Raw genomic sequence first — 23,119 nt, 5'->3', positions numbered from 1 at the left:
GCAGTGCTCTGAAAACTAGAGGTGAAGTCTTGGGTTCAGCAATGAACCCATTCTGGTCATCGCTTGCGATGTTGTTTACGCAAGACCTTGCATTGCCTTGGTATTTCCGAGAGCGTCATGTCATCGGAGCTCATCATCTGCCCAAGGAAGGGCCTGTGCTTCTGGCCCCGACCCATCGAGCCCGGTGGGATGCCCTGATTTTGCCGATGGCAACGGGGCGACGCATTACTGGCCGTGATTGCCGCTTCATGGTGACGCGTAGCGAAATGGAAGGACTTCAGGGCTGGTTTCTCTATCGACTCGGCTGCTTTCCCGTAGACCAAGGGCGTCCGACCCTTACGTCGCTTCGTTATGCCATCGATCTTTTAGCGGCTGGTCAGCAGGTTGTGGTGTTTCCCGAGGGGCGAATCAACCGCACCGATGAACCAATCCGCTTAAGGCAGGGACTGGTTCGTCTTGCCCAGCTGTCCAAGTCCAATGGAATTCCTGTCAGCGTTGTTCCCGTAGGGATCGCCTACAGCGAGGCCAGTCCCCCAGCTTCTAGTAGTGCTGCAATCTGCTTCGAAGCCCCCCTCTTAGCCGATGGAACAGGGAGGGAAGCTGCAGCTCATATGAGTCAGCAGTTAGCAGATCGAATGCATACGGCTGAACAAGCGGCCCGAGAAGCGGTAGGCCGACCGCTAAGAAGCCACTAAAGTCCGCCCACTGTCCTGCTCAGTTCATGCGTTCCCGTCTCACCATCACCGCCTTAGCCCTTTTGGCCGGTTTGGCTGCTGCTCCCGTGCAGGTGTTGGCTCAGTCTTCAGATGGAACCAACTCATCTGTGAGCAAAGTACTGGCTTCAAGTGGTGCTGGTTTCAATGTTGCTGCTGTCCGCAGCCTTCTCAATCGCGGCGATGCCGCAGTGGCATCAGGAAACCTCGATCAAGCCAAGACCGATTACGACAGTGCCCGGACTGCTGCAAAGCAACTTCTGGCTTTCTACAGAGATCTCAGCGGTGCTTTCAGAGGTCTAGATGCACGTATTCCAAGGGAGATGGATTCCAAAGGTCGTGAAGCGCTCTCCCTTTTGGCTCAAGCCAATTTGCGTTTGGCCGCTTTGTTCAGACGTCAAAATCAGCCAGAAGTTGCGGTACCAGTGCTTGTTGAGGTCGTCCGTCTCATGACTCCGGCCAGCAGCGAAGGTCAGAAGGCCTATCAAAGCTTGATTGAGCTGGGGTTTGTCGAAACTCCTTTCGCTGGGGCGAAATCAGCCAAATAAGAAGTGATCCACAGGAGTCATTCACGACGTTGATCTGCCAGCATCAGCTCAGTTCAATCCCGCGTTGCATGGTTCAGTCAGAGGCTGTGAGTTCGGCGATTCGCCGAGCTCTTCCAGATGCTCAAGTGTCAGTGGAAGACCTCACAGGAGGTGGAGATCATCTTCAGGTGACTGTGGTGTCTGCACAATTCGAGGGTCTCACCCGAATCAAACAGCACCAATTGGTCTATGGCGCTTTGCGTGAAGATCTTGCGAGTGAGGCGATTCATGCCTTAGCGCTCACCACTTCCACGCCTGGCTAAATATTGGCTCGCTACGCCCTCATCTTCTTAAGCCATTTTTGATTCATGGATTCCCAAACGAAAGAGCGCATTCAAACGCTGATCCAGTCCAGTCCAATTTTTGTGTTCATGAAGGGCACAAAATTAATGCCTCAGTGCGGCTTTTCAAACAATGTCGTGCAAATTCTCAATGCCCTCGGCATGAGTTTTGAGACCTTTGATGTGTTGTCTGACATGGAAATTCGTCAGGGCATCAAGGATTTCTCAGAATGGCCCACGATTCCTCAGATTTATGTCAAAGGGGAATTTATGGGTGGATCCGACATCTTGATCGAGATGTACAACAGCGGCGAGCTAAAGGAAAAGCTCGAGATCGAGCTCGCCAGCTAAAACTGAGCGATTCGATTTCATCCAGAGATTTATTCTCACCAATCGCGATGGGGATGGCTGTACAGCGTGCTGACGTCCCCATCGGGCCCAATAAAGCTTGATGGGTCCATGATCCACCGCTCAACAAGCGACTCAAGGCGAGCCATTTCGCGCGTTTCCAGTGCACTACTGCGCCTCAACGCATGCAAATACCCATCGGCATACAGCCTTAGCTCAGATGGGCTGTGATACCTGGTGGTTAGCTCTTGACAGGCATCGCACAGCGATTGGAAGTGTCGAATGGCTTCCGGATGCTGAAGGGATGTCATCTTTAGTGTGAGCTGCAGCCTCTGCTACCAGCAAGCTGTGGATTGGTACTAGCGTAAGCGCGGTTTTCCCTGCTGTGTGACCTCATCATCCCGGGACCTTCTGGACAACAGTCCTGACTTGGTCTCCACCTCACAATTTGTGCCGTCTGCAGGTCAGCCTCGAGAACCGTTCAGGGTTCTAGTGGTTGAGCCCCATCCCACGCTGCGAACTGTTCTGGTTCAACGTCTGCGTCAAGACGGTCACCTGACGGCAGCGGTTTCAACCCCTGCTGAAGCTCAGGAGCTTTGCCAGGACCAATCTCCTGATTTATTGGTTTGCGCTGAGCTCCTCGAGCAAAGTTCCGCTTTGCGCTTGGCCCAGCAATTGCGCGCACCAGTCATCGTTTTAACCGCCCGTACCGGTGCTGAGCCGGTCGTAGGACTTCTTGATGACGGAGCTGACGATGTGCTCCGCAAGCCCTTTGGGCTTGAAGAGCTTGCTGCTCGCTGTCGCACCTTGCTTAAACGAGGCCACAGCGGTCTTCAAGAGCGCGTCAGCGTGGGGCCCTTAGAAGTACATCTCCTGCTTCGACAGGTCACCCTGCGCGAAAAGCCTGTTGAGCTGAGCCCTAGGGAATTCGCCTTGCTCTGCGCTCTGTTGATGCCACCCGGAATGGTGCGGAGTCGTCAGGAATTGCTCCGCATGGCCTGGCCCCCCTTCAGTGGAGGGCCCAGATCCGTTGACACCCAAGTGCTCACACTGCGGCGAAAGCTTGAGCAAGCAGGGCTAGGAGATGGGGGCGGTATCACGACCGTTCGCCAGCAGGGCTACCGATTCAGTCTTGAAAACATCAGGGACTAACGGTCGGCGATGCGATGGCAGTTTGCAAAACGTAACAAGGGGCAATCGATTAGGGAGATCCGCCAATCAAATTGCCCCATCGGAATGCATTCAGCGACTGCGATCCAGATCAGGGTTGGGCTCTGTCAAAGCGAAGAGACCCTTGTAATAGCAGGACCTCTTTCTGCACTTTGCTTGTTCAAACAGCTGTTTTGAGGTTGTCTCGACCCAAAACGAAACGGGCAAAAGATTTGAGAAAAGATTCAATTGCTTGTGAACCAGCAGCGGGAGTGGAATAACAATGACTAGGAGTAGAAAAAAATACTGCTATATACGTAATTCTTGAGTCCAATGGCATAGCTGTCACTGATCCAAATCCATGACTAGTTTTGTTATTGCGGGCAGCCTCGTACTTTTAAACGTGGCTCTGATCTCCACGATTTGCTATCAGTGCCGTTAGTTAAAACTGGGTCTAAGACATTAGATCATTGGAACAGCTTGAATCTCTTGAAATGATTCAGGTTTTGACAATACAACTCAAGCTTTAGATTGAGTCTTGTCGTCCTCTAGTTCATTCGAATCATGAGGGGATGGTGATTAATCCCTGCTGCACAGCAAACGCTACCGACAGCTCACCAACAAGCATCAAAGCCGCTAAAAAAGCCAGCAGTTGATAGGTCCATGGTGGTGTCAATCTGCCAACGCCCGTTGTTCGCAATGAGCTATGGGATTGAATGAGATCGAGAAAGCGATCAAAATGTTCAAGTCGCTGTGGAAGCAGACGTTGGCTCTGATCGTGGGTTGTGATGTAAAACACTTTCCCGCCTTGACTCGTCCCCACAGGAACGAGCGCTTTCATTTCGGTCCAGTTCAGGCTCCAACCACGACGCAGCAACCAGCTACACCAGGAAGGGTGACCAACAGTGATTCCAGAGTTGGTCACGGTGACTTGTTCGCTGAGCATCGCCAACACAATGAGCAATCCCATGGGAACAGCCGCAAGCAGCCACAACCTCAAAGATTCAGTTGCCAGGGCTGGTAACGGCAGTACCAAAGCTAAGTAAACGGTGATCAACGTCCCGCGAATCAACGGGGAGAGTTGAAAACGATGGTTGGTTTCGTTCATCGATCCTCCGGAGAGCCAGGCAGGGGCTCGATCACATCATTGGGGCGATACACCCCAGAAAAAACCTCCGCCTCTCGGCCTTTCCAGAATTCCCCCAAGCGCATGAGATCGGAGTGTGCCTGCCTAATGCTGCACATGTAATCCTCTTGGCTCATGCTGCCGCGAGTTTCCTTGAGCTTGGCCAAGCGCAACATCTGCAGCATCCAAGGCTTACTCAGCTCACCCCTGCTCTCGAGATAGCGAGCCAATTCAGCGGCGCTGGGAGGAATGGGCTCCACGATGGGCGTTTTTGCAGAGACCAAACCATAAGCACAGACAACCACCTTTAGCGCGAAATCCCGATGGTGCTGCTATCGATTCAAGCTGGGAGAGACCAAGGGTTCAAGCCAAGATCGGCCCCGATTCGGTGGCTACAGGCATAACCACTAAAAGCCACGGCATTGAGCCCTTGGCCGGGGAAACAAGAATCACCAACGCAATACAGATTTTTCAAACCGGTGCGATTAAACGGCATCGGCAACAATCCAGGGAGTCGGTTCGCTGGAACCGGTCCGTAGCTCCCACCCATGCGACCAAGGAAGCGCCGATGCGTGCGGGGCGTCCCAATTTCCTTGAATTCAATGGCGCTCTTCAAGCCAGGAAGGAGAGCTTCTAAGCGATCGATCAAGCGGTCAGCATCGTGTTGTTTCTTCTCGGCATAAGTCAATGGAGAGAGCCCCTTCCAATGGCGCATATCGCTCTGCGTAAAGGTGTGCAAGATGTGACGTCCAGCTGGAGCCAAAGAAGGGTCCAGAAGAGATGGCATCGACACAAACACCACGCCTTGCTCTGCTTCCATCTCAGCCCAGTCTTCAAGCAAAAGGTGATGGCAATGAAAACCCTTGGGAACCACCGAGGCATCAACGCCGAGATGGAGAGACAAGAATGATGATGAAGGCTGGTAGCGCTTGCGCCAAGTGGTTTCAGCGGCTGGCGTGTGCTCCGGGCCAACCAGCGTTGACTGTGCTGAACCTTCCCCAGCGAAGGTGTCCCAGCGCGTGGCATTGCTCACGATCCGCTTGGCCCGCAGCTCCTCCCCATCAGCAAGGCGAACCCCAACGGCCTGACCCTGTTCAATCAACACGTTGGTCACGCGATGCTTGTAGCGAATTTCGCCGCCATTGGCCTCCAGGCCAGCCACGAGTTTTTCAGCGATCACACCCACGCCACCTTTCGGATAGTTGATGCCACCGGCATGCCGATCGGAGAACACCATTCCGGCATTGATCATGGGTGTGCGATCTGCTGGCATCACCGACCAGCAGAAACATTCCATGTCGATCAAACGCAAAAGATCCTCATCCTTGATGTGCTTTTTGGCCACATCACCAACATTGAAGGGAAGCCACCGAGCCAAACCAAGGCAAGCAAGTGGGGCCTTAAAAAACACTTTTGCGAGATAGGCCGGATCCTCCAGAGAGAGCAATGGCATCGCATCTAAACAACGAAACACCTGCCAGCAGGTCTCGTAAAAGGCGCGAATCCCCTTGGCTTCATGGGGAAAACGGGCACTCATTCGCGTAATGAAGTCGTCGTAGTCCCTGTCCACGGCCATGGTGAGACCATCTGGCAGGTGATATTCGAGCTGCACAGCGTCGGGAACCGTCGCGCAGCGCTGACCAACGTCGGCCAGGGCTCTGGTGAGCAGGTTGGTATGCCCCTTCTCTCCAAATCCAAAAATCATCGAAGCACCCACATCGAAGGTATATCCCTCCCGCCGAAAGCTGCCTCCAGATCCCCCAGGAATCAGATACCGCTCGAGGACCAAGGTCTTCGCTCCCTTGGCAGCCAGTTGTGATGCTGTGACCAGGCCACCGATCCCGGATCCGATCACGATTACGTCCCAGTCAGGCATCGGAGCGCCGATTCATGCTTCGAACCAGACCCTAGGAGGCTCCGGTCGTGGAAAAGGGAGGGGTAGCGGTCAAAATCACCTCTGATCCCACTGGCATGGCTAAGAGCTCACGGCAACGCTCCTCAATGCGTTCTCGGATCAAATCGATGGCAGCGCCATCCATCGGTTGATTCGGGTTGAGATACACCACCACAAAAGCCGTGCGCCCTACCTGCATCACGGTGAGATCCAGCAGCCAACACGACAATCCGGCCAGCAAGTCTTCTAGAGCGAGTCGAGTGCTGCGAACAATCTCCGTTTCGGCAGATGCTCCTGCAGCCTGTCCAAGCGTATTCAAGAAGGTCTGCACTGGGTCTTTCAGGATGACCAGACTGACGACCAACACCAACAATGAATCGGTGATCGGACTGATGGCTGCCAAAGGGGTTCCCTTTAAGAGCGGTGAGCCCAGCAAAGCAAGACCCGTAAGCCCACTGATTAAGGCATCAATTCGCGCGGCCCTCGCTTCCATCAACAGCAATTGAGATTGCCGACCGGAGCGAATCCAATCAAGGTGATGCCGCCATGCCAGACCCCAACAAATCGCCACCATCGAAGTGGAATAAAACGCCACGGGGGAAAGGGTGACCACAGCAATGGATCTTCCGCTGAGGTAATCAATCAACGTGCTCAAGCCACTGATCGCGGCAAAGCTGAGAACGCCAATCAGCACGAGGGAGCGGAAGAGGACGTACAACGCTTCTTGACCGTCGTAGCCATAGGGATAGGCCCGATCAGGAGGACGCACCACATTGCGACTAATTCTCGAAGCGACAAGCCCAGAACCCACCATCACCGCGGAATAAAGACCATCGAGGAGAAGGGCATTCGACCCTGAAAGCACATGAACACAAACGCCAGCAACCGCCATAAAAGCGCTGGCACAGATGCCAATGTGCAACGAACGTCGTTCAATTTGTCGTGCCTTAAGCGGTGCAAGCGACATGGGCGACCTGGCTCTTTTCAATGGTTCGCTGAAGATCTGCCAAAGCTCTGTCGCGGTAAGCGCCGTAGCGGGCGCGTTTATCTCTAATGCGCTCCGGAAGTTCAGGCATCAAGCCGAAATTTGGAGGCATCGGTTGGAATTTGCCCGATGGTGCCTCACTGATGAAATGGGTGAGTGCTCCGATCATCGTGGTGTGAGGCAACTGAATCGGGTCTTGCCCCTGAACCAACCGTGCTGCATTTGTGCCAGCCAACCAGCCTCCGGCAACAGCGGCGGCATAGCCCTCAGTGCCTGTGATTTGGCCGGCGGCAAGCAGATGAAGGCGGCGGCGGAACTGGAGAGTTGGCTCCAACAGTTCTGGTGCCTCCAAAAAGGTGTTGCGATGCATCACCCCAAAACGAACGAAATCGGCCTGCTCTAAGCCTGGGATCAAACGCAGCACCCGTTTCTGTTCCCCCCACTTGAGATTGGTCTGGAAACCCACGAGATTCCAGAGTCGTCCGTCCTTGTCTTCCTGTCGCAATTGCACAACGGCATAGGCCCGTTTTGCGCGGCGCACATCACGGTCAGTCACGTCTCCCCAGCGCGGATCCCACAAACCGATGGGCTTGAGCGGCCCGTAACGCATCGTGTCCTCCCCACGACGGGCCAATTCTTCAATCGGCAAGCAGCCCTCGAAAAAAGTGGCACTGTTTTGGTCAAAGTCCTTGAGTTCGGCCTGTTCGGCCTCCAAGAGAGCCGATCGAAATGCCAGAAACTGGTCTCGATCCATCGGGCAATTGATGTAATCGGCGTCGCCTTTGTCGTAGCGGCTGGCCCGAAAAGCCCTGGACATATCGATACTTTCACCTTCAACGATCGGACTGGCCGCGTCGAAAAAATGGCAATCGTCTCGGCCGGTGAACGCGCGTAAATCATCGGCCAACGCTTCACTGGTGAGAGGACCTGTGGCCAACACGGTGATCTGATCAGGATCAGGAAGCGTTAGCTGCTCTTCTCGACGAATCGTCACCAAGGGGTGCTCATCTAGGAGAGACGTGAGTGCAGCGCTGTAACGGCCACGATCGACAGCGAGAGCCCCACCCGCCGGAACGGAATAATGATCCGCCGTTTGGATCACAAGTGATCCAAGACGTCTTAATTCTTCCTGCAACAAACCTGCTGCACGGTCACTGCTGAGAGCTCCAAAGCTGTTGCTGCAAACAAGTTCAGCAAACTCAGAACTGTGATGGGCCGGCGACCGCTTGATCGGACGCATTTCCCAGAGCGTGACGGGAACGCCTGCTTTTGCGACCTGCCAAGCAGCTTCAGTACCGGCAAGACCAGCACCAATCACAACAACCGAAGAGTGTTCGCTCAAGGACGATGGGATCGAGAACTCAACTCAACCCTATCGATCACGATCAAGCCCGGCTTCGTTTGATCATCAACTGCAGCTGACCAACAGCAGCACGACCGATATTGAACCCAGCCCAGGCAAGTGCCAAAAGGATCGGAGAAGCCACGAGCACGAGCCGAAGGTCCATGAGTTCATCTACAAAAGCCTTTGGAGTTTAAGGACAGTCGGGAGAAGCCGGGATCAACAGTGGGCAGTCCGTTTAGTTTTGCAGCAATTGAGACCACTGCGCCGCTAGCTCGGCGTAGTGGTCTGCGTGCTGCCATTGATCCTCGATCTCTTCTTGACTCAGCTCACGTTTCACCTTGGCGGGCACACCAGCCACAAGCATTTGGGCTGGGACATCCTTCGTGACGACAGACCCTGCAGCAACGAGCGCTCCACGCCCAACTTTGACGCCGTTGAGCACAACGGCACCAATACCAATCAAACAACCAGCCTCTAACAAGGCGCCATGAACAACCGCTCGATGTCCAATCGTCACGTTTTCAGCAATGTGAACCGGGAAATTTGGATCCCCATGCAAAACAGCTCCATCCTGAACATTGCTGCGGGCACCGATAAAGATGGGTGCCATATCTCCACGTGCAACGGCCGTTGGCCAAATGCTTGCCCCAGAACTCACAGTCACATCTGCCATCAGCACGGCTCCAGGTGCAATAAAGGCATCCGAAGCAATGCAGGGCTGGGGGCAAGGGTGGTTCATTCCTAACTTGGTGATCAGTACATGGAGGAAGATCTTGCGGGAGGATCGCTGAGTGATATCCTCCATGAGTGCCTGAATGGCAAGTTCATGTGGCGGGTCGCTAGCTCAGCGGTAGAGCACTCGGCTTTTAACCGATTGGTCCTGAGTTCGAATCTCAGGCGACCCATATGTTCAAAGTTACATCTTTTTTTATGATTTCATGCGTCAGTTCTCTTGATCAAGACAATCATGAAATGCGTCGCCATCGTTGATGATGACCCACGATTACGAAGGTTAATTCGTGACGAACTGATAGACGAGGGAGTTGAGCCTGTTGTTTGCTCGGATGGAGAAGAATTACTTGAACTCCTAGATCAACGCCAGATCGATTTGATTTTGCTCGATTTAATGATGCCACGAATGGACGGAATTACCTGCCTGAAAAGGCTGCATGAGCAGGGCAATGTTGTGCCGGTTTTGATCGTGACTGCTTTTAATGAAAACAATAAACGTAGTGAAGCTAAAGCACTGGGCGCTCGTGACTACATTCTCAAACCAGACTTATTTGAGGTCTTACCAAAATTGCTCGAGAGCTATCTCTGATCAGAGCGATCCATCCCACGATTTAGCTTTAGACGAGGAAATTTCAATGTGACAACGAGACCCTGACGACCTGCACCAAGCAGTTCTTGAGAAGACGAGCAACTTACCGAGCCTCCCATTCCCGCCATCAGACTTTTGACTAGAGAGAGGCCAAGTCCACCTCCATCAGTGATGACTGCGTTTCGATGCTCCTCAATACGAGTAAATCGTTCAAATACTGCAAGGCAATCATCATCATTTTTGATACCAGGACCATCGTCAATGAATTGAAGAATGACGTGAGACGACGCAGCTTGGACTAAGCGAATCTGAATGAACGGCTTAGAACGACAAAAGCGACGACTATTACTAAGAAGATTATCGAGAACCAGATAAAAAGCATCTTGATCCAGCTGAACCTGATAAGCATCAGATTCAGTCGTAGAAAGGACATGAATACAACCTCTCGATTCAGAATCCAGCCTGACAATCCACTGATCGACGAAATTCATCACACTATCGACTTGCAACTTCCAAAGTCGACAATCAGTGTCGAGCTCAGATAGCAACAAAAGATTATCAACAAGATTTACCATTCTCTGAGTTTCCTCGGCAGCATCGGCCAAGGGTTGCATAATATTGCTTGCAAACTGTTTTTTGCGTCTCAACCGTCTCAAAGTCCCAGCAATAATTGCAAGAGGAGTTCTTAACTCATGGGCAAGATTATCAATAAATTGTCGTTGTCTTGCCAAGGCTTTCTCTAATGGATCAAGATCACGAAAAATCAGCAAAATAAAGCTCTGATCCAATTGCATAATTTGACGCCAACTTACCGTTCGCCTTATTAATTGAGTCTGGTCAGGAGCATAAGCAGTGAGGGCTCTTATCAGATAGGAATTTCCACCTTCTGCTGATAGAGCTTGTTGTAAAGGGTGACTAGGCTCTTCTTCGCCAAGTGGGCTTCGATCAAGGTGGTAAAACTGCAGCAAAGTGGAAAAAGACTTGCCAACCATCTGCAATGTGATGCCTCCTCCCCATAGATCTGCAGCTTGCTGGTTGGCCCAACGCACCGCTGCGGATTCGTCGACGATCAACATCGCTTCACCAGTGGAATCGAATGCAACCCTTAGGAGTCCTAGCGACTGACTCATTTGCTGAATCAGAGCTCTGGATTCAGATTCTGCAGACCCTAAAAAGCTGTCTTCAGCAAGCATGGGGACCCTCTAAGGGCCTCAGCGTTGCCGCAAAGCTCCATCCACCAGCATCACTGCGTTCAGCAACAATGAAATGTTCGCTGCGAATCTGAGCTCCATCACTACAAACGGTCGCTAACTCGAGAGGATGATTAATAAGCTTTGAAGTCTCTGTCAACTTAAATCTAGAGAAGCCTGCGTGATGGAGCTCACGAAAGGATGCAGGAAGAATCATCCCAATCGTTTGCCCAATTAAGCGATCATCCCAACCGTAAATCAGGCGAAAACGGTCGTTGAACTCAACCACCTGGCCTTGAGCATCCGTTCGAACAAACGGGAGATCGTGTAGCTGCCTCAACGCGTCAACCGCGCCAGGAGTCCAGGAAGTTGGCATGCCCGGAAAAGCTTTTTGTCAGCTTAGACACGCATCGATGAGATAAGGAGAACCCATTCCTTTAAAGTGGATGAGCTACGGGGTGTAGCGCAGTTTGGTAGCGCGCCTGCTTTGGGAGCAGGATGTCGCAGGTTCGAATCCTGTCACCCCGACTGCAAAACAAGTCAGTCCAGCACTGACATCTCAGCCGCCCACCCAAGGCGGCTTTTTTGTGCTCTCTTTTAGTCGGCACGCAAAACACACGCAAAAGGGCAGAATCACCCGCACAGGAAATCGAGTCTGTGCGGCGTTTCTCTTCCTGCTTGCTGATGAAAGCGGCCAAGGTAAACGGCTGAAATCTTTTAGAGAAAGCACCAACACCTAACAACCTGGAAACAAGGTCTAGACAAATCAGTGACCGAGAGGTTCCACTGACCGATACAACTGATCAAGCTGCCTCTCAAGCCTGAGGGAACGTGACATGGGGTCAGCTTGAGCTGTATTTACGCGGTTACTGCATGGGGATGGACCCGGCACGTGAGGCCAGGGCCAAGGTGAGGGCATTCATGGTCTCCAGGCTCGATAACTATGAAGAAATTCAAAGAGTGGTTTACCGCACCCGCTTGGTAGTTGTGGCTGATCCAAGAACGAAGCGAACCGAGATCAACCCAGCAAAGATTATCGAGATCGGGATCGTTGAAATATGGGAAAGTGAATGGATTCTTCCCCACTTAAAAGGTGAGGACCGAGATCGCTACCTAGAAGACACGGTAAAAATAAATCTTGCAAATGGAGATTGCGGAACCAAAATATCGATCTCTGTTGGTGATGATGAATTCACCTTCGGTTGAGTTGATGCAGATATTCAATATTGCCATAATCAGTCCATGGCGGATAAGACACCAGACAAAAGGGAGCAGGAGCTGCTGGCGATGTACGACCGCCTGGACGCGCTTTTGACCAACATCAGTGTCAACCTCTCGGGACAGTTCGGAGGACCAAGCGACCAAAGGCGTCGATTAAGCGAAGTCCGTACCCTTCGTGCAGAGGTGACAAAAAACTCGGATACCAACCTCAATCAACGCTAGACAGGGAGATTGAGGCGATGAAAAACGGTGAGGACCTCTCCGCCCCGCCATTGCACTTACCTTCTTGTGGTGATCCAATTTTCACCGGCCCAAGAGGCGGCCGCTATCGGTACAACAGCAACGGAAGGAAGAGCTACGACGTATGAGCTTCTTCGGTTTCACCGATTAGGTCTTCCATGCCGACCTGAATGGTTCCAGCCAAGACCGCCCACTGCTGACCGCTCCATGGTGGTGCAGACCAAGCACCGCAATCAAGGGTTTTGTTTGCAGTTTCTGCGATGATCTCCCATTGCTTCTCAAAATCGATTGTTGTCTTGCTCTTTGCCTGTGAAGCCTGAGCCTGAGGCTTATCAATTCTTGGACGGGTTGATCTAGCAAAACGTGTTTCAAGACCTTCCCTAAGCAGCAACCGCCGCCGTACATCGTGATAATGCAGCCTTGGCGGCGATACATTTAAAGCAGCATAAATTGTACTTTTGGATCGTCCGAGAATTTCAGCAGCTTCAGCAACAGAAATCAATGTCTTAGTAGCACTCATGAATTAGTCTATACGAGAGAAAAAGTCTGCAGTACGTGTAATCTTCTAACTATTCTTTCGCGTATTGCCTACAAGAGCAGCGTGCCTCGAATCACCCCACTTAATATTAGCCAGTAAGGACCCTTTTGTTGTCAAAGAAGATATTGCAATTACTGCCACAACTAAGTATTAACCAGACCCAACACGAGCGGGATTTTTTATTTCAGCGGGGAATGCTTTAAGCAGTTGCCCCAAACTAATGACTCTCGAAACTCAGATGACGCTGGCTCTGCTTCAGGAGCTGCTTATGCCACTGAGAGCTAATGACGCTGATGGCTACAAGTCTTGGCTTCCCCTTGGCATTGAAGAGCTTGGGAGGGATGTAGCTGGTGAGGTCGAGTCCGACTGGATGGTGCCCTTGTTTGTTGAGGAGGAGAGAGACAGACTGATGGCTTGGCAGCTGGGCGTGAGCCTTTAACCCGTTTGGGGGATGTGATTGCTGGGCTATGCGATTACTTTTTGGAAATGACCAGAACAGACGCACAAAAGGAACTTGAGCGAATCGAGCAGGAGCTGAATGCGAAAGCTGCTCCACCAGCAGATGAAAGCCGCATTGCAAGGGTCAACCGAAAGCAGCCGCATCTTGATGCAATGCTGATCGGCGTTGTTGCTCTGCTTGCTGCTTCGTTCCTTCTTCCAATCATCAAGTCATTGAATAATGACAATATTGATTCGCTTAGTGCTGGCACTCTTGGTGGTGCCATTGGGCTGGCAGTTGGCTATTGGATAGGTCGCATTCGAAAATGACTTCAGATGTAGACGGCGCAAAAGCGGTGGGAACGCCATTCACCCAATCAGCAATCTCGCCAAATTGCAGTGATGTGGCAGCAGCAGCCTGATTACGCCCGATACAAGGAGAAGCTCAACGGTGAGGGCTGGCTGGTCAACAGGCAAGAAGGGATGCTCTTGCAGATCAAGCCCGACACACCAACACAACATGCTCAGTTCGTTTTGGTTACTTACTACCGCTTATCAGCACGCATTGGGCAACCTATTCGGCAGCAGAGGATGCTCAGGCATCTAGGCATCGATATGTGGATCAACCTGCAGAAGATCGGTTGGCAACGCTGCACGCCGCCTAACTGACTACCTACTTGGGGGATAGCTCAGCAGATGCAGGCCAAAAACCAAGCTGTTCAGCTCATACCCAACATTTAATGCAGATCCTGCATTCCTTTTAGTGGGGAGGGGCTGAATCCATTGCAGTTAAAGGCATCTGGACCTGTGAATACGAGTGAGCAACGCCTGAAAAAGAGCTTAGAAATTACAGTAGAGTTGCAATCAGCTTTCGAAATAGCTCGGAGTTGGTCCTTTACACCACCGCGTCGGGCACGTCATCTACTTTTTTGCTGACGCTGCTTGAAATCTGGCAAGCACAGCTGTTGGATTGGGCAGTTGAGGGATCGATCAGTAAAGCTGCCAGATCTGCGCTTGCTTTGGAAGGGGAGCAGCCACTGCTTAAGGACCTGGAATCAGCTTGGGCTGCAGGTAATTTCAGCGGATTACCACCGGTTGAGCTGTTGCCAGCAAGTTCGATGCCGAGTGCAGCTGGTGCTTATGCAGCAAGCACGGGAACGATTTATCTCAATCAAGATTGGCTCAACACTGCTAGTGAAGACCAAATTCAAGCAGTTCTGACAGAAGAATTAGGGCATCACCTAGATGCTCAATTCAACGAAGTCGACACCCCTGGGGATGAGGGCGAGTTATTCGCTGCTCTTCTACTTAATTCAGAAGCCAATAGTAGGCAAGAACAGGTCTTTCGTCAGCAAAGTGACGAGACGCAGATTCTTGTTGATGGGGAATGGATAACAGCAGAAGCGGCTGGGTTCTATACACCTACAGACACTTACTACTATATTGCTTACGGGGGCATTTCTCAGGTAACCGGAGAGACTATAATCTTTCTAGGGCAACTCGGTCCAGGTACTAGCGTTGGTACAGGCCAGCCATATCTAGAGATTTTTAATTCTGATCAAGAAATTCAGTGGAGGAATAGAGCAAGAGCGCTTGGTTTCTTATTTAGAGACGAAACAGATGAAAGAGTTGTTATTAGTGGTAATTATGTTGTTGGATCTACTCTAACAGCTACATATGATGGTCAGGCTCTTGATGCTTTTGGTATTTTCGAATGGCAGTTAAATGCCGGCGGAGGGGCATATGGCGCTACACCTATTTTCTTCAACGGGTCCTCTATAAATCTGGATGAAAAATCTATAGGGAGAAATGTATACGTGTCCTATAGTGATTTTGAATTTGATTCAAGCGGTAATATTGTTGCGGCTTGGAGTAATCCAGTCGATCAGAATATAGTCCTTAATTCTAATGGCGTTGCTGTAGTACAGAAGCATACTCGGATGACAGAAGGAGGCCGCGACTACTCATACAATGTAGTTGGCCTTAATAAGGGCGAACAAGTATACTATGAGTTCATAGGTGATTCGATCAATGGAGATGATCTTCTGGATGGGTTCAACCTGTTTGGTGTTACTACGGTTGACGAAAAAGGCAGCTTCCTAATAAAGAATCCATTCGCAGGCGATGGGATAGATGAAGGAACAAATGGATTTGAAACCGGTGAGTTGCTATTCTGGTCAGATCCAAATAAAGAGAATATTATTGGTATTAGTGATTTGTTTATTAGTGATAGCCCGCCATCTTTTCGTGCCGATAGAGGATCAGGCAGCCCAGGTGTCATTGCTGGCGATGGAGCATTGCAAGAGGGAGTGACATTAATTGCGCCAGAGGTAAGCGGAGATCCCGATGGAGATTTAGGTATTTGGGCTGATGCCAACCCGGAGTATCAGTGGCTGAAGAATGGTGTAGTGATTGCTGGTGCAACATCTGCAAGTTATATGGTCCCTGATGATGCAATTGCTGCGTCGAATGCAGCAGCAGATTACAGCGTTGGGATCACTTATACGGACGCCCAAGGGTTTCGGAGTGAAACAGCTTTGACTAGAAGAGCTGTAAATTTCGAGATTGGAAATATTGAATCATTTGTTGCGCTTGGTGATGGATCTCTAATAGTACGAGCTGAACAAAGGGCCGATTATTCTGCAACTCAAGGCGCTACATACGGAGATACTTCAGCTCCCCTTTTGGTCGACCCAGTTGGTTATTACAGTTCATTGACCCTGCGAATACTTCCTGACGGTACTTATAACGTTTTAGATGTTAATGATTTTAGTGGTAATAGTTATGTGGCAGATCCAGTAGATCCTCAAGGCTATTTTGTTTCTAGTAATTTCCGTAGTTTTGGAAATAGTAGTCTTCCAACTAATTCTAGTGGTAATATCGTTAGGACAGGCGGGGATGGATCCGAGCTTTTAGTTGCTAGTTTCGAGATTGGAAATATTGAATCATTTGTTGCGCTTGGTGATGGATCTCTAATAGTACGAGCTGAACAAAGGGCCGATTATTCTGCAACTCAAGGCGCTACATACGGAGATACTTCAGCTCCCCTTTTGGTCGACCCAGTTGGTTATTACAGTTCATTGACCCTGCGAATACTTCCTGACGGTACTTATAACGTTTTAGATGTTAATGATTTTAGTGGTAATAGTTATGTGGCAGATCCAGCAGATCCTCAAGGCTATTTTGTTTCTAGTAATTTCCGTAGTTTTGGAAATAGTAGTCTTCCAACTAATTCTAGTGGTAATATCGTTAGGACAGGCGGGGATGGATCCGAGCTTTTAGTTGCTAGTTTCGAGATTGGAAATATTGAATCATTTGTTGCGCTTGGTGATGGATCTCTAATAGTACGAGCTGAACAAAGGGCCGATTATTCTGCAACTCAAGGCGCTACATACGGAGATACTTCAGCTCCCCTTTTGGTCGACCCAGTTGGTTATTACAGTTCATTGACCCTGCGAATACTTCCTGACGGTACTTATAACGTTTTAGATGTTAATGATTTTAGTGGTAATAGTTATGTGGCAGATCCAGCAGATCCTCAAGGCTATTTTGTTTCTAGTGGTGCAAGTGTCACACAGATTGATTCGTTATTTACTTCCGTGATTTCTGATCCTGTCAGTGTCGCGAAGATTGATAACGGTGATGCGGGATATCAGTTGCAAACAAATGGTGCGCCATTAAGCGGAGCGGTTGCGATTGGCACGGTGATTACAGCAGCGCAGATTGCAGGTGATGTGGACGGAAATCTGCTGAATGGCAGCACTGTTGGGTATGAGTGGCAAACAGCAGCAGCTGGCACTGAGGCTTGGAGCACGGTTGGAACAGAGAGTACGTATACGGCGTCGACAGCAGATTCAGGTAAGGACTTGCAGCTGTTGATCAGTTATCGCGATGGCCAGGATTATCTGGAAGAACTTGCTCCATTTGTTGTCAATGTCAATGATGTACCGATTCTTAGTGGCACTCCTGCTGTTCTTGACAACGGCACAGAAGATCTTGCCTACACAATCAATGCCTCTGATCTTCTTCAGGGATACAGCGATGCTGATGGAGACACGCTTTCAGTTAGCACTTTAACGAGTTCTGTTGGCTCTCTTGCCGACAACGGCAATGGCACATGGACACTCTCTTCCCCTAAAGATTTCAATGGCAACATTGATCTTTCCTACTCCGTCATTGATGGCAATGGTGGTTCCATTGACGCAACACAGAGCTTCTCGCTCGCTCCTGTCAATGATGCACCAACAGGCACCGTCACGATTAGTGGAACAGCAGCAGAAGATCAGGTTTTAACTGCTGCTAATACCATCGCCGATGAAGATGGTTTAGGAACGATTTCCTATCAATGGAAGCGTGATGGTTCAGCAATTAGTGGTGCAACAGCATCTACTTATAGTTTGATCCAGGACGATGTTGGTGCTGTCATTACGGTTACTGCTAGTTATAGCGATGGGCAAGGAACAGCAGAAAGTGTGACATCAACTGCGACATCAGCTGTTGTCAATGTCAATGATGCACCAACAGGATCAGTCACGATTAGTGGAATAGCAGCAGAAGATCAGGTTTTAACTGCTGCTAATACCATCGCCGATGAAGATGGTCTCGGGACAATTTCCTATCAATGGAAGCGTGATGGTTCAGCAATTAGTGGTGCAACAGCATCTACTTATAGCTTGATCCAGGACGATGTTGGTGCTGTCATTACGGTTACTGCTAGTTATAGCGATGGGCAAGGAACAGCAGAAAGTGTGACATCAAGTGCGACATCAGCTGTTGTCAATGTCAATGATGCACCAATCCTAAATACATCACCAAGCCCAGAACTCACTGCCATCTCAGAAGATAGTGGCACTCCCTCTGGTGTTGTTGGAACACTCGTTTCCTCCCTGATTAATTCCGGCGGAAGTCTCAATAACTTCAGTGATTCCGATGGTGATTCGCCTGGTATTGCCATCGTTGGCACCAATCTTGCTGGTGGAGCGCTTTATTTCTCGACCGATAACGGCAGTAATTGGAGTGATGTTGGCACGGTATCTGACACCTCAGCTCTGGTTCTCTATGCCGACAGCGACACCCGCTTGGCCTTAGTGCCAGCTGCTGATTACAACGGAACCATCAGTGATCTGATTACTTTTAAGGCATGGGATCGCAGTGGTGGCGTAACCAATGGTGCGGCTGACACAAATACCGTCAGCCCAATTCTTAAATCTACCGTCGGACTCCTTTCGCCACAAGAAGTCAGCCTTTCGGCCGATGGCAATACCGCCTTCATCTCATCTGGGAGCAGAGGAGGACTGCAGATCATTGATGTCAGCAACCCAGCCAGCCCATTATTTAAGGGCAGCTTAGCCACCACGGGCGAGGCCTATGGCGTCACCCTCTCAGCCGATAGCAACATTGCCTACGTGGCCGATGGCTATAGCGGCCTGCAGATCATTGATGTCAGTGATCCCACCAGCCCAACGCTAATTACCAGCGTCGATACCTTGGCCGTTTGCGTCATCCTTTCGGCCGATAGCAACATTGCCTACGTGGGCGGAGGCAATAGTGGGCTCCAAATCATTGATATCACCGACCCCGTCAGTTCAACCCAGATTGGCAATCTCATCACCCCTGGATTCCCCCAAGACGTCAGCCTTTCGGCCGATGGTAAAACCGCCTATGTGGTGGACTCCAATAGTCTTCAGGTAATTGATGTCAGTGATCCCACCAGCCCAACGCTAATTACCAGCGTCGATACTCCTGGATCCGCAGTTGGTGTCATCCTTTCGGCCGATAGCAACATTGCCTACGTTGCCGATTTCAATAGTGGTCTGCAGGTCATTGATGTCAGTGATCCCACCAGCCCAACTCTGATCGCCAGCCTCCTTATAACTGGAGTCGCCAGGGACGTCAGCCTTTCGGCCGATGGTAAAACCGCCTATGTGGTGGATGAGAATGGTCTGCAGGTCATTGATGTCAGTGATCCCACCAGCCCAACGCTAATTACCAGCTTCGATACTCCTGGATCCGCAGTTGGTGTCATCCTTTCGGCCGATAGCAACATTGCCTACGTGGCCGATTTCAATAGTCTTCAGGTAATTGATGTCAGTTTTCAATCGTCATTTTCAAGCAATACCGACACCGCTCAAATTGTTGTTGTCAATGTCAATGATGCACCAACAGGATCAGTCACGATTAGTGGAATAGCAGCAGAAGATCAGGTTTTAACTGCTGCTAATACCATCGCCGATGAAGATGGTTTAGGAACGATTTCCTATCAATGGAAGCGTGATGGTTCAGCAATTAGTGGTGCAACAGCATCTACTTATAGCTTGATCCAGGACGATGTTGGTGCTGTCATTACGGTTACTGCTAGTTATAGCGATGGGCAAGGAACAGCAGAAAGTGTGACATCAACTGCGACATCAGCTGTTGTCAATGTCAATGATGCACCAACAGGATCAGTCACGATTAGTGGAATAGCAGCAGAAGATCAGGTTTTAACTGCTGCTAATACCATCGCCGATGAAGATGGTTTAGGAACGATTTCCTATCAATGGAAGCGTGATGGTTCAGCAATTAGTGGTGCAACAGCATCTACTTATAGCTTGATCCAGGACGATGTTGGCGCTGTCATTACGGTTACTGCTAGTTATAGCGATGGGCAAGGAACAGCAGAAAGTGTGACATCAACTGCGACATCAGCTGTTGTCAATGTCAATGATGCACCAACAGGATCAGTCACGATTAGTGGAATAGCAGCAGAAGATCAGGTTTTAACTGCTGCTAATACCATCGCCGATGAAGATGGTTTAGGAACGATTTCCTATCAATGGAAGCGTGATGGTTCAGCAATTAGTGGTGCAACAGCATCTACTTATAGCTTGATCCAGGACGATGTTGGCGCTGTCATTACGGTTACTGCTAGTTATAGCGATGGGCAAGGAACAGCAGAAAGTGTGACATCAACTGCGACATCAGCTGTTGTCAATGTCAATGATGCACCAACAGGATCAGTCACGATTAGTGGAACAGCAGCAGAAGATCAGGTTTTAACTGCTGCTAATACCATCGCCGATGAAGATGGTTTAGGAACGATTTCCTATCAATGGAAGCGTGATGGTTCAGCAATTAGTGGTGCAACAGCATCTACTTATAGCTTGATCCAGGACGATGTTGGCGCTGTCATTACGGTTACTGCTAGTTATAGCGATGGGCAAGGAACAGCAGAAAGTGTGACATCAACTGCGACATCAGCTGTTGTCAATGTCAATGATGCACCAACAGGATCAGTCACGATTAGTGGAATAGCAGCAGAAGATCAGGTTTTAACTGCTGCTAATACCATCGCCGATGAAGATGGTTTAGGAACGATTTCCTATCAATGGAAGCGTGATGGTTCAGCAATTAGTGGTGCAACAGCATCTACTTATAGCTTGATCCAGGACGATGTTGGCGCTGTCATTACGGTTACTGCTAGTTATAGCGATGGGCAAGGAACAGCAGAAAGTGTGACATCAACTGCGACATCAGCTGTTGTCAATGTCAATGATGCACCAACAGGATCAGTCACGATTAGTGGAATAGCAGCAGAAGATCAGGTTTTAACTGCTGCTAATACCATCGCCGATGAAGATGGTTTAGGAACGATTTCCTATCAATGGAAGCGTGATGGTTCAGCAATTAGTGGTGCAACAGCATCTACTTATAGTTTGATCCAGGACGATGTTGGTGCTGTCATTACGGTTACTGCTAGTTATAGCGATGGGCAAGGAACAGCAGAAAGTGTGACATCAACTGCGACATCAGCTGTTGTCAATGTCAATGATGCACCAACAGGATCAGTCACGATTAGTGGAATAGCAGCAGAAGATCAGGTTTTAACTGCTGCTAATACCATCGCCGATGAAGATGGTTTAGGAACGATTTCCTATCAATGGAAGCGTGATGGTTCAGCAATTAGTGGTGCAACAGCATCTACTTATAGCTTGATCCAGGACGATGTTGGCGCTGTCATTACGGTTACTGCTAGTTATAGCGATGGGCAAGGAACAGCAGAAAGTGTGACATCAACTGCGACATCAGCTGTTGTCAATGTCAATGATGCACCAACAGGATCAGTCACGATTAGTGGAATAGCAGCAGAAGATCAGGTTTTAACTGCTGCTAATACCATCGCCGATGAAGATGGTTTAGGAACGATTTCCTATCAATGGAAGCGTGATGGTTCAGCAATTAGTGGTGCAACAGCATCTACTTATAGCTTGATCCAGGACGATGTTGGCGCTGTCATTACGGTTACTGCTAGTTATAGCGATGGGCAAGGAACAGCAGAAAGTGTGACATCAACTGCGACATCAGCTGTTGTCAATGTCAATGATGCACCGATTCTTAGTGGTACTCCTGCTGTTCTTGCCAATGGAACAGAAGATCTTGCCTACACAATCAATGCCTCTGATCTCCTTCAGGGTTATAGCGATCCCGATGGCGACACTCTTTCAGTCACTGCTCTCAAAAGTTCCGTTGGTTCTCTTGTCGACAACAGTGATAGCACATGGATACTGACAACAACACAAGACTTTTATGGAAATATTGATCTCTCCTATTCAGTAACTGATGGCAATGGTGGTTCAATCGACGCAACTCAGAGCTTCTCTGCTCTGAGTTTCAGCGGTGCAGCTATTAGCTCGAATGGCGGAATCAATCTCGGCTTGATTGCCCAACCAGGATTTGGCTACGGCATTCAAGTGGGTGCAGGCGAGCTCACACCGATTTCCTATAGCGGTGGATATGCCGGAACCAGTAATCCTGGTGCTGGTTGGGCAGCTGTTGGTATTAGCCCAACGGCGTCAGGTTCCACGTTGTATTGGCGAAATAGCACCAACAACACCTATGCGAGCTGGGATCTCAATGCTGCTGGTGAATTAGTCACTGGCCGTGGTCTGAGTGCAGCAGCGCTGTATCAAGCAGAAGTGGGGCTTGGCTTTGACATCACTGGTGATAGTGAAGTTGGTCTGAGCTTTAGTGATGCGCCTATTAGCTCAAATGGCGGCATCAATCTTGGCTTGATTGCTCAAGCAGGATTTGGCTACGGCATTCAAGTGGGTGCAGGCGAGCTCACACCGATTTCATTTTCAGGTGGTTATGCCGGAACCAGTAATCCTGGTGCTGGTTGGCAAGCTCTGGCCGCTGGTGCTGGAGAGTCCAGTCTTGAGTTGTTCTGGCGTAATGGATCATCCATCGCCAAGTGGGATCTTGATTTGACAGGGCAATTGATCAGCGGCGAGCTATTAACTGGTTCTAGTCTTGCCGTTGAGGAACAACAATTAGGGATTGACTTAAACCAAGACACATTGACTGGCTTTAGTTTCAACTCGCTTTCAGTATCGAACACAGCAACTCTTGGCGAGACGCAATTTGGTTATGGCATACAACTGGACCCAGACAACATTGTTCCTATTACATACGGCAATGGGTTAGATGCATCGCCATTGAGTCCAGGCGGCGGATGGAATGCAGTTGCTGCTGCAACTTCAGGATCTAACTTTGATGTGTACTGGAAAAATGGTGAAACCTATGCAAAATGGACGATAAATGCAGAAGGTGCTCTGATTCCTCGTGGTGGAAGCCTTCTTGATGCGGCTCTTATTCCTCAAGAAGAACTATTGATTGGGGTTGACATTAATGGGGATACGACAGTTGGATTTGCAGTCTAACTAAAAGAATAAACCTCTTTTTTGTAGGTGTTCAGGGAGCATTAA

Annotated in this window: 23 protein-coding genes and 2 tRNA genes; 14 read left to right on the top strand and 11 right to left on the bottom strand. The window is 49.9% G+C overall.

All coding sequences use genetic code 11. From position 1 onward, the window contains the following. Positions 1-41 precede the first annotated feature (41 nt). From SynSYN20_RS05705 to grxD, 4 genes are all read left to right on the top strand, one after another. A complete protein-coding gene (locus tag SynSYN20_RS05705; protein ID WP_255444465.1) occupies positions 42-695 on the top strand; it encodes a 1-acyl-sn-glycerol-3-phosphate acyltransferase in 654 nt (217 codons plus the stop codon). A 26-nt stretch (positions 696-721) separates the two neighbouring features. Continuing rightward, the gene (locus SynSYN20_RS05700) at positions 722-1,261 is read left to right on the top strand and encodes a hypothetical protein (protein ID WP_186525077.1); all 540 of its coding nucleotides are present in this window, start codon (positions 722-724) and stop codon (positions 1,259-1,261) included. Positions 1,262-1,329: 68 nt separating this feature from the next. Continuing rightward, positions 1,330-1,563 (top strand): BolA family protein, encoded by a 234-nt coding sequence (locus SynSYN20_RS05695; RefSeq protein ID WP_186525076.1) that lies wholly within the window; start codon positions 1,330-1,332, stop codon positions 1,561-1,563. A gap of 45 nt (positions 1,564-1,608) precedes the next feature. Beyond that, entirely contained in the window at positions 1,609-1,932 is a 324-nt protein-coding gene (gene grxD, locus SynSYN20_RS05690; RefSeq protein WP_186525075.1) for a Grx4 family monothiol glutaredoxin, read from the top strand. A gap of 35 nt (positions 1,933-1,967) precedes the next feature. Here the strand turns inward: grxD and SynSYN20_RS05685 are convergent, their stop codons facing one another. Next, on the bottom strand, positions 1,968-2,240 hold the full coding sequence (locus SynSYN20_RS05685; RefSeq protein ID WP_186525074.1) for a DUF6761 family protein: 273 nt from the start codon (positions 2,238-2,240) through the stop codon (positions 1,968-1,970). A 118-nt stretch (positions 2,241-2,358) separates the two neighbouring features. Here SynSYN20_RS05685 and SynSYN20_RS05680 point away from each other — a divergent pair, with 118 nt between their 5' ends. Further along, the gene (locus tag SynSYN20_RS05680; RefSeq protein ID WP_370586727.1) at positions 2,359-3,081 is read left to right on the top strand and encodes a response regulator transcription factor; all 723 of its coding nucleotides are present in this window, start codon (positions 2,359-2,361) and stop codon (positions 3,079-3,081) included. 559 nt (positions 3,082-3,640) lie between these two features. On the opposite strand, the gene SynSYN20_RS05675 is transcribed toward SynSYN20_RS05680, so the two are convergent. The 7 genes from SynSYN20_RS05675 to SynSYN20_RS05645 form a co-directional block, all read right to left on the bottom strand. Continuing rightward, the gene (locus tag SynSYN20_RS05675) at positions 3,641-4,186 is read right to left on the bottom strand and encodes a hypothetical protein (protein ID WP_186525073.1); all 546 of its coding nucleotides are present in this window, start codon (positions 4,184-4,186) and stop codon (positions 3,641-3,643) included. Next, positions 4,183-4,464, bottom strand: coding sequence for a hypothetical protein (locus tag SynSYN20_RS05670; protein WP_186525072.1), 282 nt, complete (start codon positions 4,462-4,464; stop codon positions 4,183-4,185). Before SynSYN20_RS05670 ends, SynSYN20_RS05675 begins: the two co-directional genes overlap by 4 nt. 80 nt (positions 4,465-4,544) lie before the next feature. Then, positions 4,545-6,080 (bottom strand): carotenoid isomerase, encoded by a 1,536-nt coding sequence (crtH, locus tag SynSYN20_RS05665; protein ID WP_186525071.1) that lies wholly within the window; start codon positions 6,078-6,080, stop codon positions 4,545-4,547. A 31-nt stretch (positions 6,081-6,111) separates the two neighbouring features. Continuing rightward, a complete protein-coding gene (locus tag SynSYN20_RS05660) occupies positions 6,112-7,065 on the bottom strand; it encodes a cation transporter (protein ID WP_186525070.1) in 954 nt (317 codons plus the stop codon). Further along, positions 7,046-8,425, bottom strand: a complete 1,380-nt coding sequence (gene trmFO / locus SynSYN20_RS05655) for an FADH(2)-oxidizing methylenetetrahydrofolate--tRNA-(uracil(54)-C(5))-methyltransferase TrmFO (protein ID WP_186525069.1) — start codon at positions 8,423-8,425, stop codon at positions 7,046-7,048. The genes SynSYN20_RS05660 and trmFO overlap by 20 nt, the downstream gene beginning before the upstream one ends. Positions 8,426-8,468: 43 nt before the next feature. Further along, a complete protein-coding gene (locus tag SynSYN20_RS05650) occupies positions 8,469-8,591 on the bottom strand; it encodes a photosystem II protein Y (protein WP_006852358.1) in 123 nt (40 codons plus the stop codon). A gap of 72 nt (positions 8,592-8,663) precedes the next feature. After that, positions 8,664-9,167 (bottom strand): gamma carbonic anhydrase family protein, encoded by a 504-nt coding sequence (locus SynSYN20_RS05645; protein ID WP_255476417.1) that lies wholly within the window; start codon positions 9,165-9,167, stop codon positions 8,664-8,666. Positions 9,168-9,261: 94 nt separating this feature from the next. Between SynSYN20_RS05645 and SynSYN20_RS05640 the strand changes: the two genes are divergently transcribed. Together SynSYN20_RS05640 and SynSYN20_RS05635 are read left to right on the top strand one after the other, a co-directional pair. Further along, positions 9,262-9,333, top strand: a tRNA-Lys gene (locus SynSYN20_RS05640). A 62-nt stretch (positions 9,334-9,395) separates the two neighbouring features. Beyond that, positions 9,396-9,749 (top strand): response regulator, encoded by a 354-nt coding sequence (locus SynSYN20_RS05635; protein ID WP_186525068.1) that lies wholly within the window; start codon positions 9,396-9,398, stop codon positions 9,747-9,749. Here the strand turns inward: SynSYN20_RS05635 and SynSYN20_RS05630 are convergent. Together SynSYN20_RS05630 and SynSYN20_RS05625 are read right to left on the bottom strand one after the other, a co-directional pair. Continuing rightward, positions 9,740-10,942 carry a PAS domain-containing sensor histidine kinase gene (locus SynSYN20_RS05630; RefSeq protein ID WP_186525067.1) on the bottom strand — a complete coding sequence of 401 codons (1,203 nt, stop codon included), beginning with the start codon at positions 10,940-10,942 and terminating at the stop codon, positions 9,740-9,742. The genes SynSYN20_RS05635 and SynSYN20_RS05630 overlap by 10 nt on opposite strands. Beyond that, on the bottom strand, positions 10,932-11,315 hold the full coding sequence (locus SynSYN20_RS05625) for a PAS domain-containing protein (protein ID WP_186525066.1): 384 nt from the start codon (positions 11,313-11,315) through the stop codon (positions 10,932-10,934). The genes SynSYN20_RS05630 and SynSYN20_RS05625 overlap by 11 nt, the downstream gene beginning before the upstream one ends. Positions 11,316-11,393: 78 nt before the next feature. Between SynSYN20_RS05625 and SynSYN20_RS05620 the strand changes: the two genes are divergently transcribed. The 3 genes from SynSYN20_RS05620 to SynSYN20_RS05610 all read left to right on the top strand — a co-directional run bounded on the left by SynSYN20_RS05620 (position 11,394) and on the right by SynSYN20_RS05610 (position 12,382). Then, positions 11,394-11,467, top strand: a tRNA-Pro gene (locus tag SynSYN20_RS05620). Between the two features lie 351 nt (positions 11,468-11,818). Then, positions 11,819-12,145 carry a hypothetical protein gene (locus tag SynSYN20_RS05615; RefSeq protein ID WP_186525065.1) on the top strand — a complete coding sequence of 109 codons (327 nt, stop codon included), beginning with the start codon at positions 11,819-11,821 and terminating at the stop codon, positions 12,143-12,145. Between the two features lie 36 nt (positions 12,146-12,181). Beyond that, positions 12,182-12,382, top strand: coding sequence for a hypothetical protein (locus tag SynSYN20_RS05610; protein ID WP_186525064.1), 201 nt, complete (start codon positions 12,182-12,184; stop codon positions 12,380-12,382). Between the two features lie 133 nt (positions 12,383-12,515). Here SynSYN20_RS05610 and SynSYN20_RS05605 read toward each other — a convergent pair whose 3' ends face one another. Beyond that, positions 12,516-12,902, bottom strand: coding sequence for a hypothetical protein (locus SynSYN20_RS05605; protein ID WP_186525063.1), 387 nt, complete (start codon positions 12,900-12,902; stop codon positions 12,516-12,518). A gap of 274 nt (positions 12,903-13,176) precedes the next feature. On the opposite strand from SynSYN20_RS05605, the gene SynSYN20_RS05600 reads away from it, so the two are divergent. The 4 genes from SynSYN20_RS05600 to SynSYN20_RS05585 all read left to right on the top strand — a co-directional run bounded on the left by SynSYN20_RS05600 (position 13,177) and on the right by SynSYN20_RS05585 (position 23,074). Continuing rightward, complete coding sequence (locus tag SynSYN20_RS05600; protein WP_186525768.1) at positions 13,177-13,377, top strand: hypothetical protein; 201 nt, start codon at positions 13,177-13,179, stop codon at positions 13,375-13,377. A gap of 14 nt (positions 13,378-13,391) precedes the next feature. Beyond that, positions 13,392-13,706, top strand: coding sequence for a hypothetical protein (locus tag SynSYN20_RS05595; protein WP_222929759.1), 315 nt, complete (start codon positions 13,392-13,394; stop codon positions 13,704-13,706). Between the two features lie 72 nt (positions 13,707-13,778). Further along, positions 13,779-14,045, top strand: a complete 267-nt coding sequence (locus SynSYN20_RS05590; protein WP_186525061.1) for a DUF1651 domain-containing protein — start codon at positions 13,779-13,781, stop codon at positions 14,043-14,045. A gap of 260 nt (positions 14,046-14,305) precedes the next feature. After that, positions 14,306-23,074 carry a cadherin-like domain-containing protein gene (locus SynSYN20_RS05585; protein ID WP_186525060.1) on the top strand — a complete coding sequence of 2,923 codons (8,769 nt, stop codon included), beginning with the start codon at positions 14,306-14,308 and terminating at the stop codon, positions 23,072-23,074. Positions 23,075-23,119 lie beyond the last annotated feature (45 nt).

The organism is Synechococcus sp. SYN20 (assembly GCF_014279555.1).
GTDB lineage: Bacteria > Cyanobacteriota > Cyanobacteriia > PCC-6307 > Cyanobiaceae > Synechococcus_C.
The sequence above is the reverse complement of the archived record's forward strand: the minus strand, read 5'-3'. Positions and strand labels throughout refer to the sequence as shown.

Coding starts and splice junctions, on each gene's coding strand:
- SynSYN20_RS05625 (WP_186525066.1), bottom strand. CDS start 11,315: ATGCCAACTTCCTGGACTCCTGGCGCGGTTGACGCGTTGAGGCAGCTA.
- SynSYN20_RS05685 (WP_186525074.1), bottom strand. CDS start 2,240: ATGACATCCCTTCAGCATCCGGAAGCCATTCGACACTTCCAATCGCTG.
- SynSYN20_RS05660 (WP_186525070.1), bottom strand. CDS start 7,065: ATGTCGCTTGCACCGCTTAAGGCACGACAAATTGAACGACGTTCGTTG.
- crtH (WP_186525071.1), bottom strand. CDS start 6,080: ATGCCTGACTGGGACGTAATCGTGATCGGATCCGGGATCGGTGGCCTG.
- SynSYN20_RS05705 (WP_255444465.1), top strand. CDS start 42: ATGAACCCATTCTGGTCATCGCTTGCGATGTTGTTTACGCAAGACCTT.
- SynSYN20_RS05600 (WP_186525768.1), top strand. CDS start 13,177: ATGACGCTGGCTCTGCTTCAGGAGCTGCTTATGCCACTGAGAGCTAAT.
- SynSYN20_RS05675 (WP_186525073.1), bottom strand. CDS start 4,186: ATGAACGAAACCAACCATCGTTTTCAACTCTCCCCGTTGATTCGCGGG.
- SynSYN20_RS05635 (WP_186525068.1), top strand. CDS start 9,396: ATGAAATGCGTCGCCATCGTTGATGATGACCCACGATTACGAAGGTTA.
- SynSYN20_RS05610 (WP_186525064.1), top strand. CDS start 12,182: ATGGCGGATAAGACACCAGACAAAAGGGAGCAGGAGCTGCTGGCGATG.
- SynSYN20_RS05700 (WP_186525077.1), top strand. CDS start 722: ATGCGTTCCCGTCTCACCATCACCGCCTTAGCCCTTTTGGCCGGTTTG.
- SynSYN20_RS05590 (WP_186525061.1), top strand. CDS start 13,779: ATGTGGCAGCAGCAGCCTGATTACGCCCGATACAAGGAGAAGCTCAAC.
- SynSYN20_RS05695 (WP_186525076.1), top strand. CDS start 1,330: ATGGTTCAGTCAGAGGCTGTGAGTTCGGCGATTCGCCGAGCTCTTCCA.
- SynSYN20_RS05615 (WP_186525065.1), top strand. CDS start 11,819: ATGGACCCGGCACGTGAGGCCAGGGCCAAGGTGAGGGCATTCATGGTC.
- SynSYN20_RS05630 (WP_186525067.1), bottom strand. CDS start 10,942: ATGCTTGCTGAAGACAGCTTTTTAGGGTCTGCAGAATCTGAATCCAGA.
- SynSYN20_RS05650 (WP_006852358.1), bottom strand. CDS start 8,591: ATGGACCTTCGGCTCGTGCTCGTGGCTTCTCCGATCCTTTTGGCACTT.
- SynSYN20_RS05645 (WP_255476417.1), bottom strand. CDS start 9,167: ATGAACCACCCTTGCCCCCAGCCCTGCATTGCTTCGGATGCCTTTATT.
- grxD (WP_186525075.1), top strand. CDS start 1,609: ATGGATTCCCAAACGAAAGAGCGCATTCAAACGCTGATCCAGTCCAGT.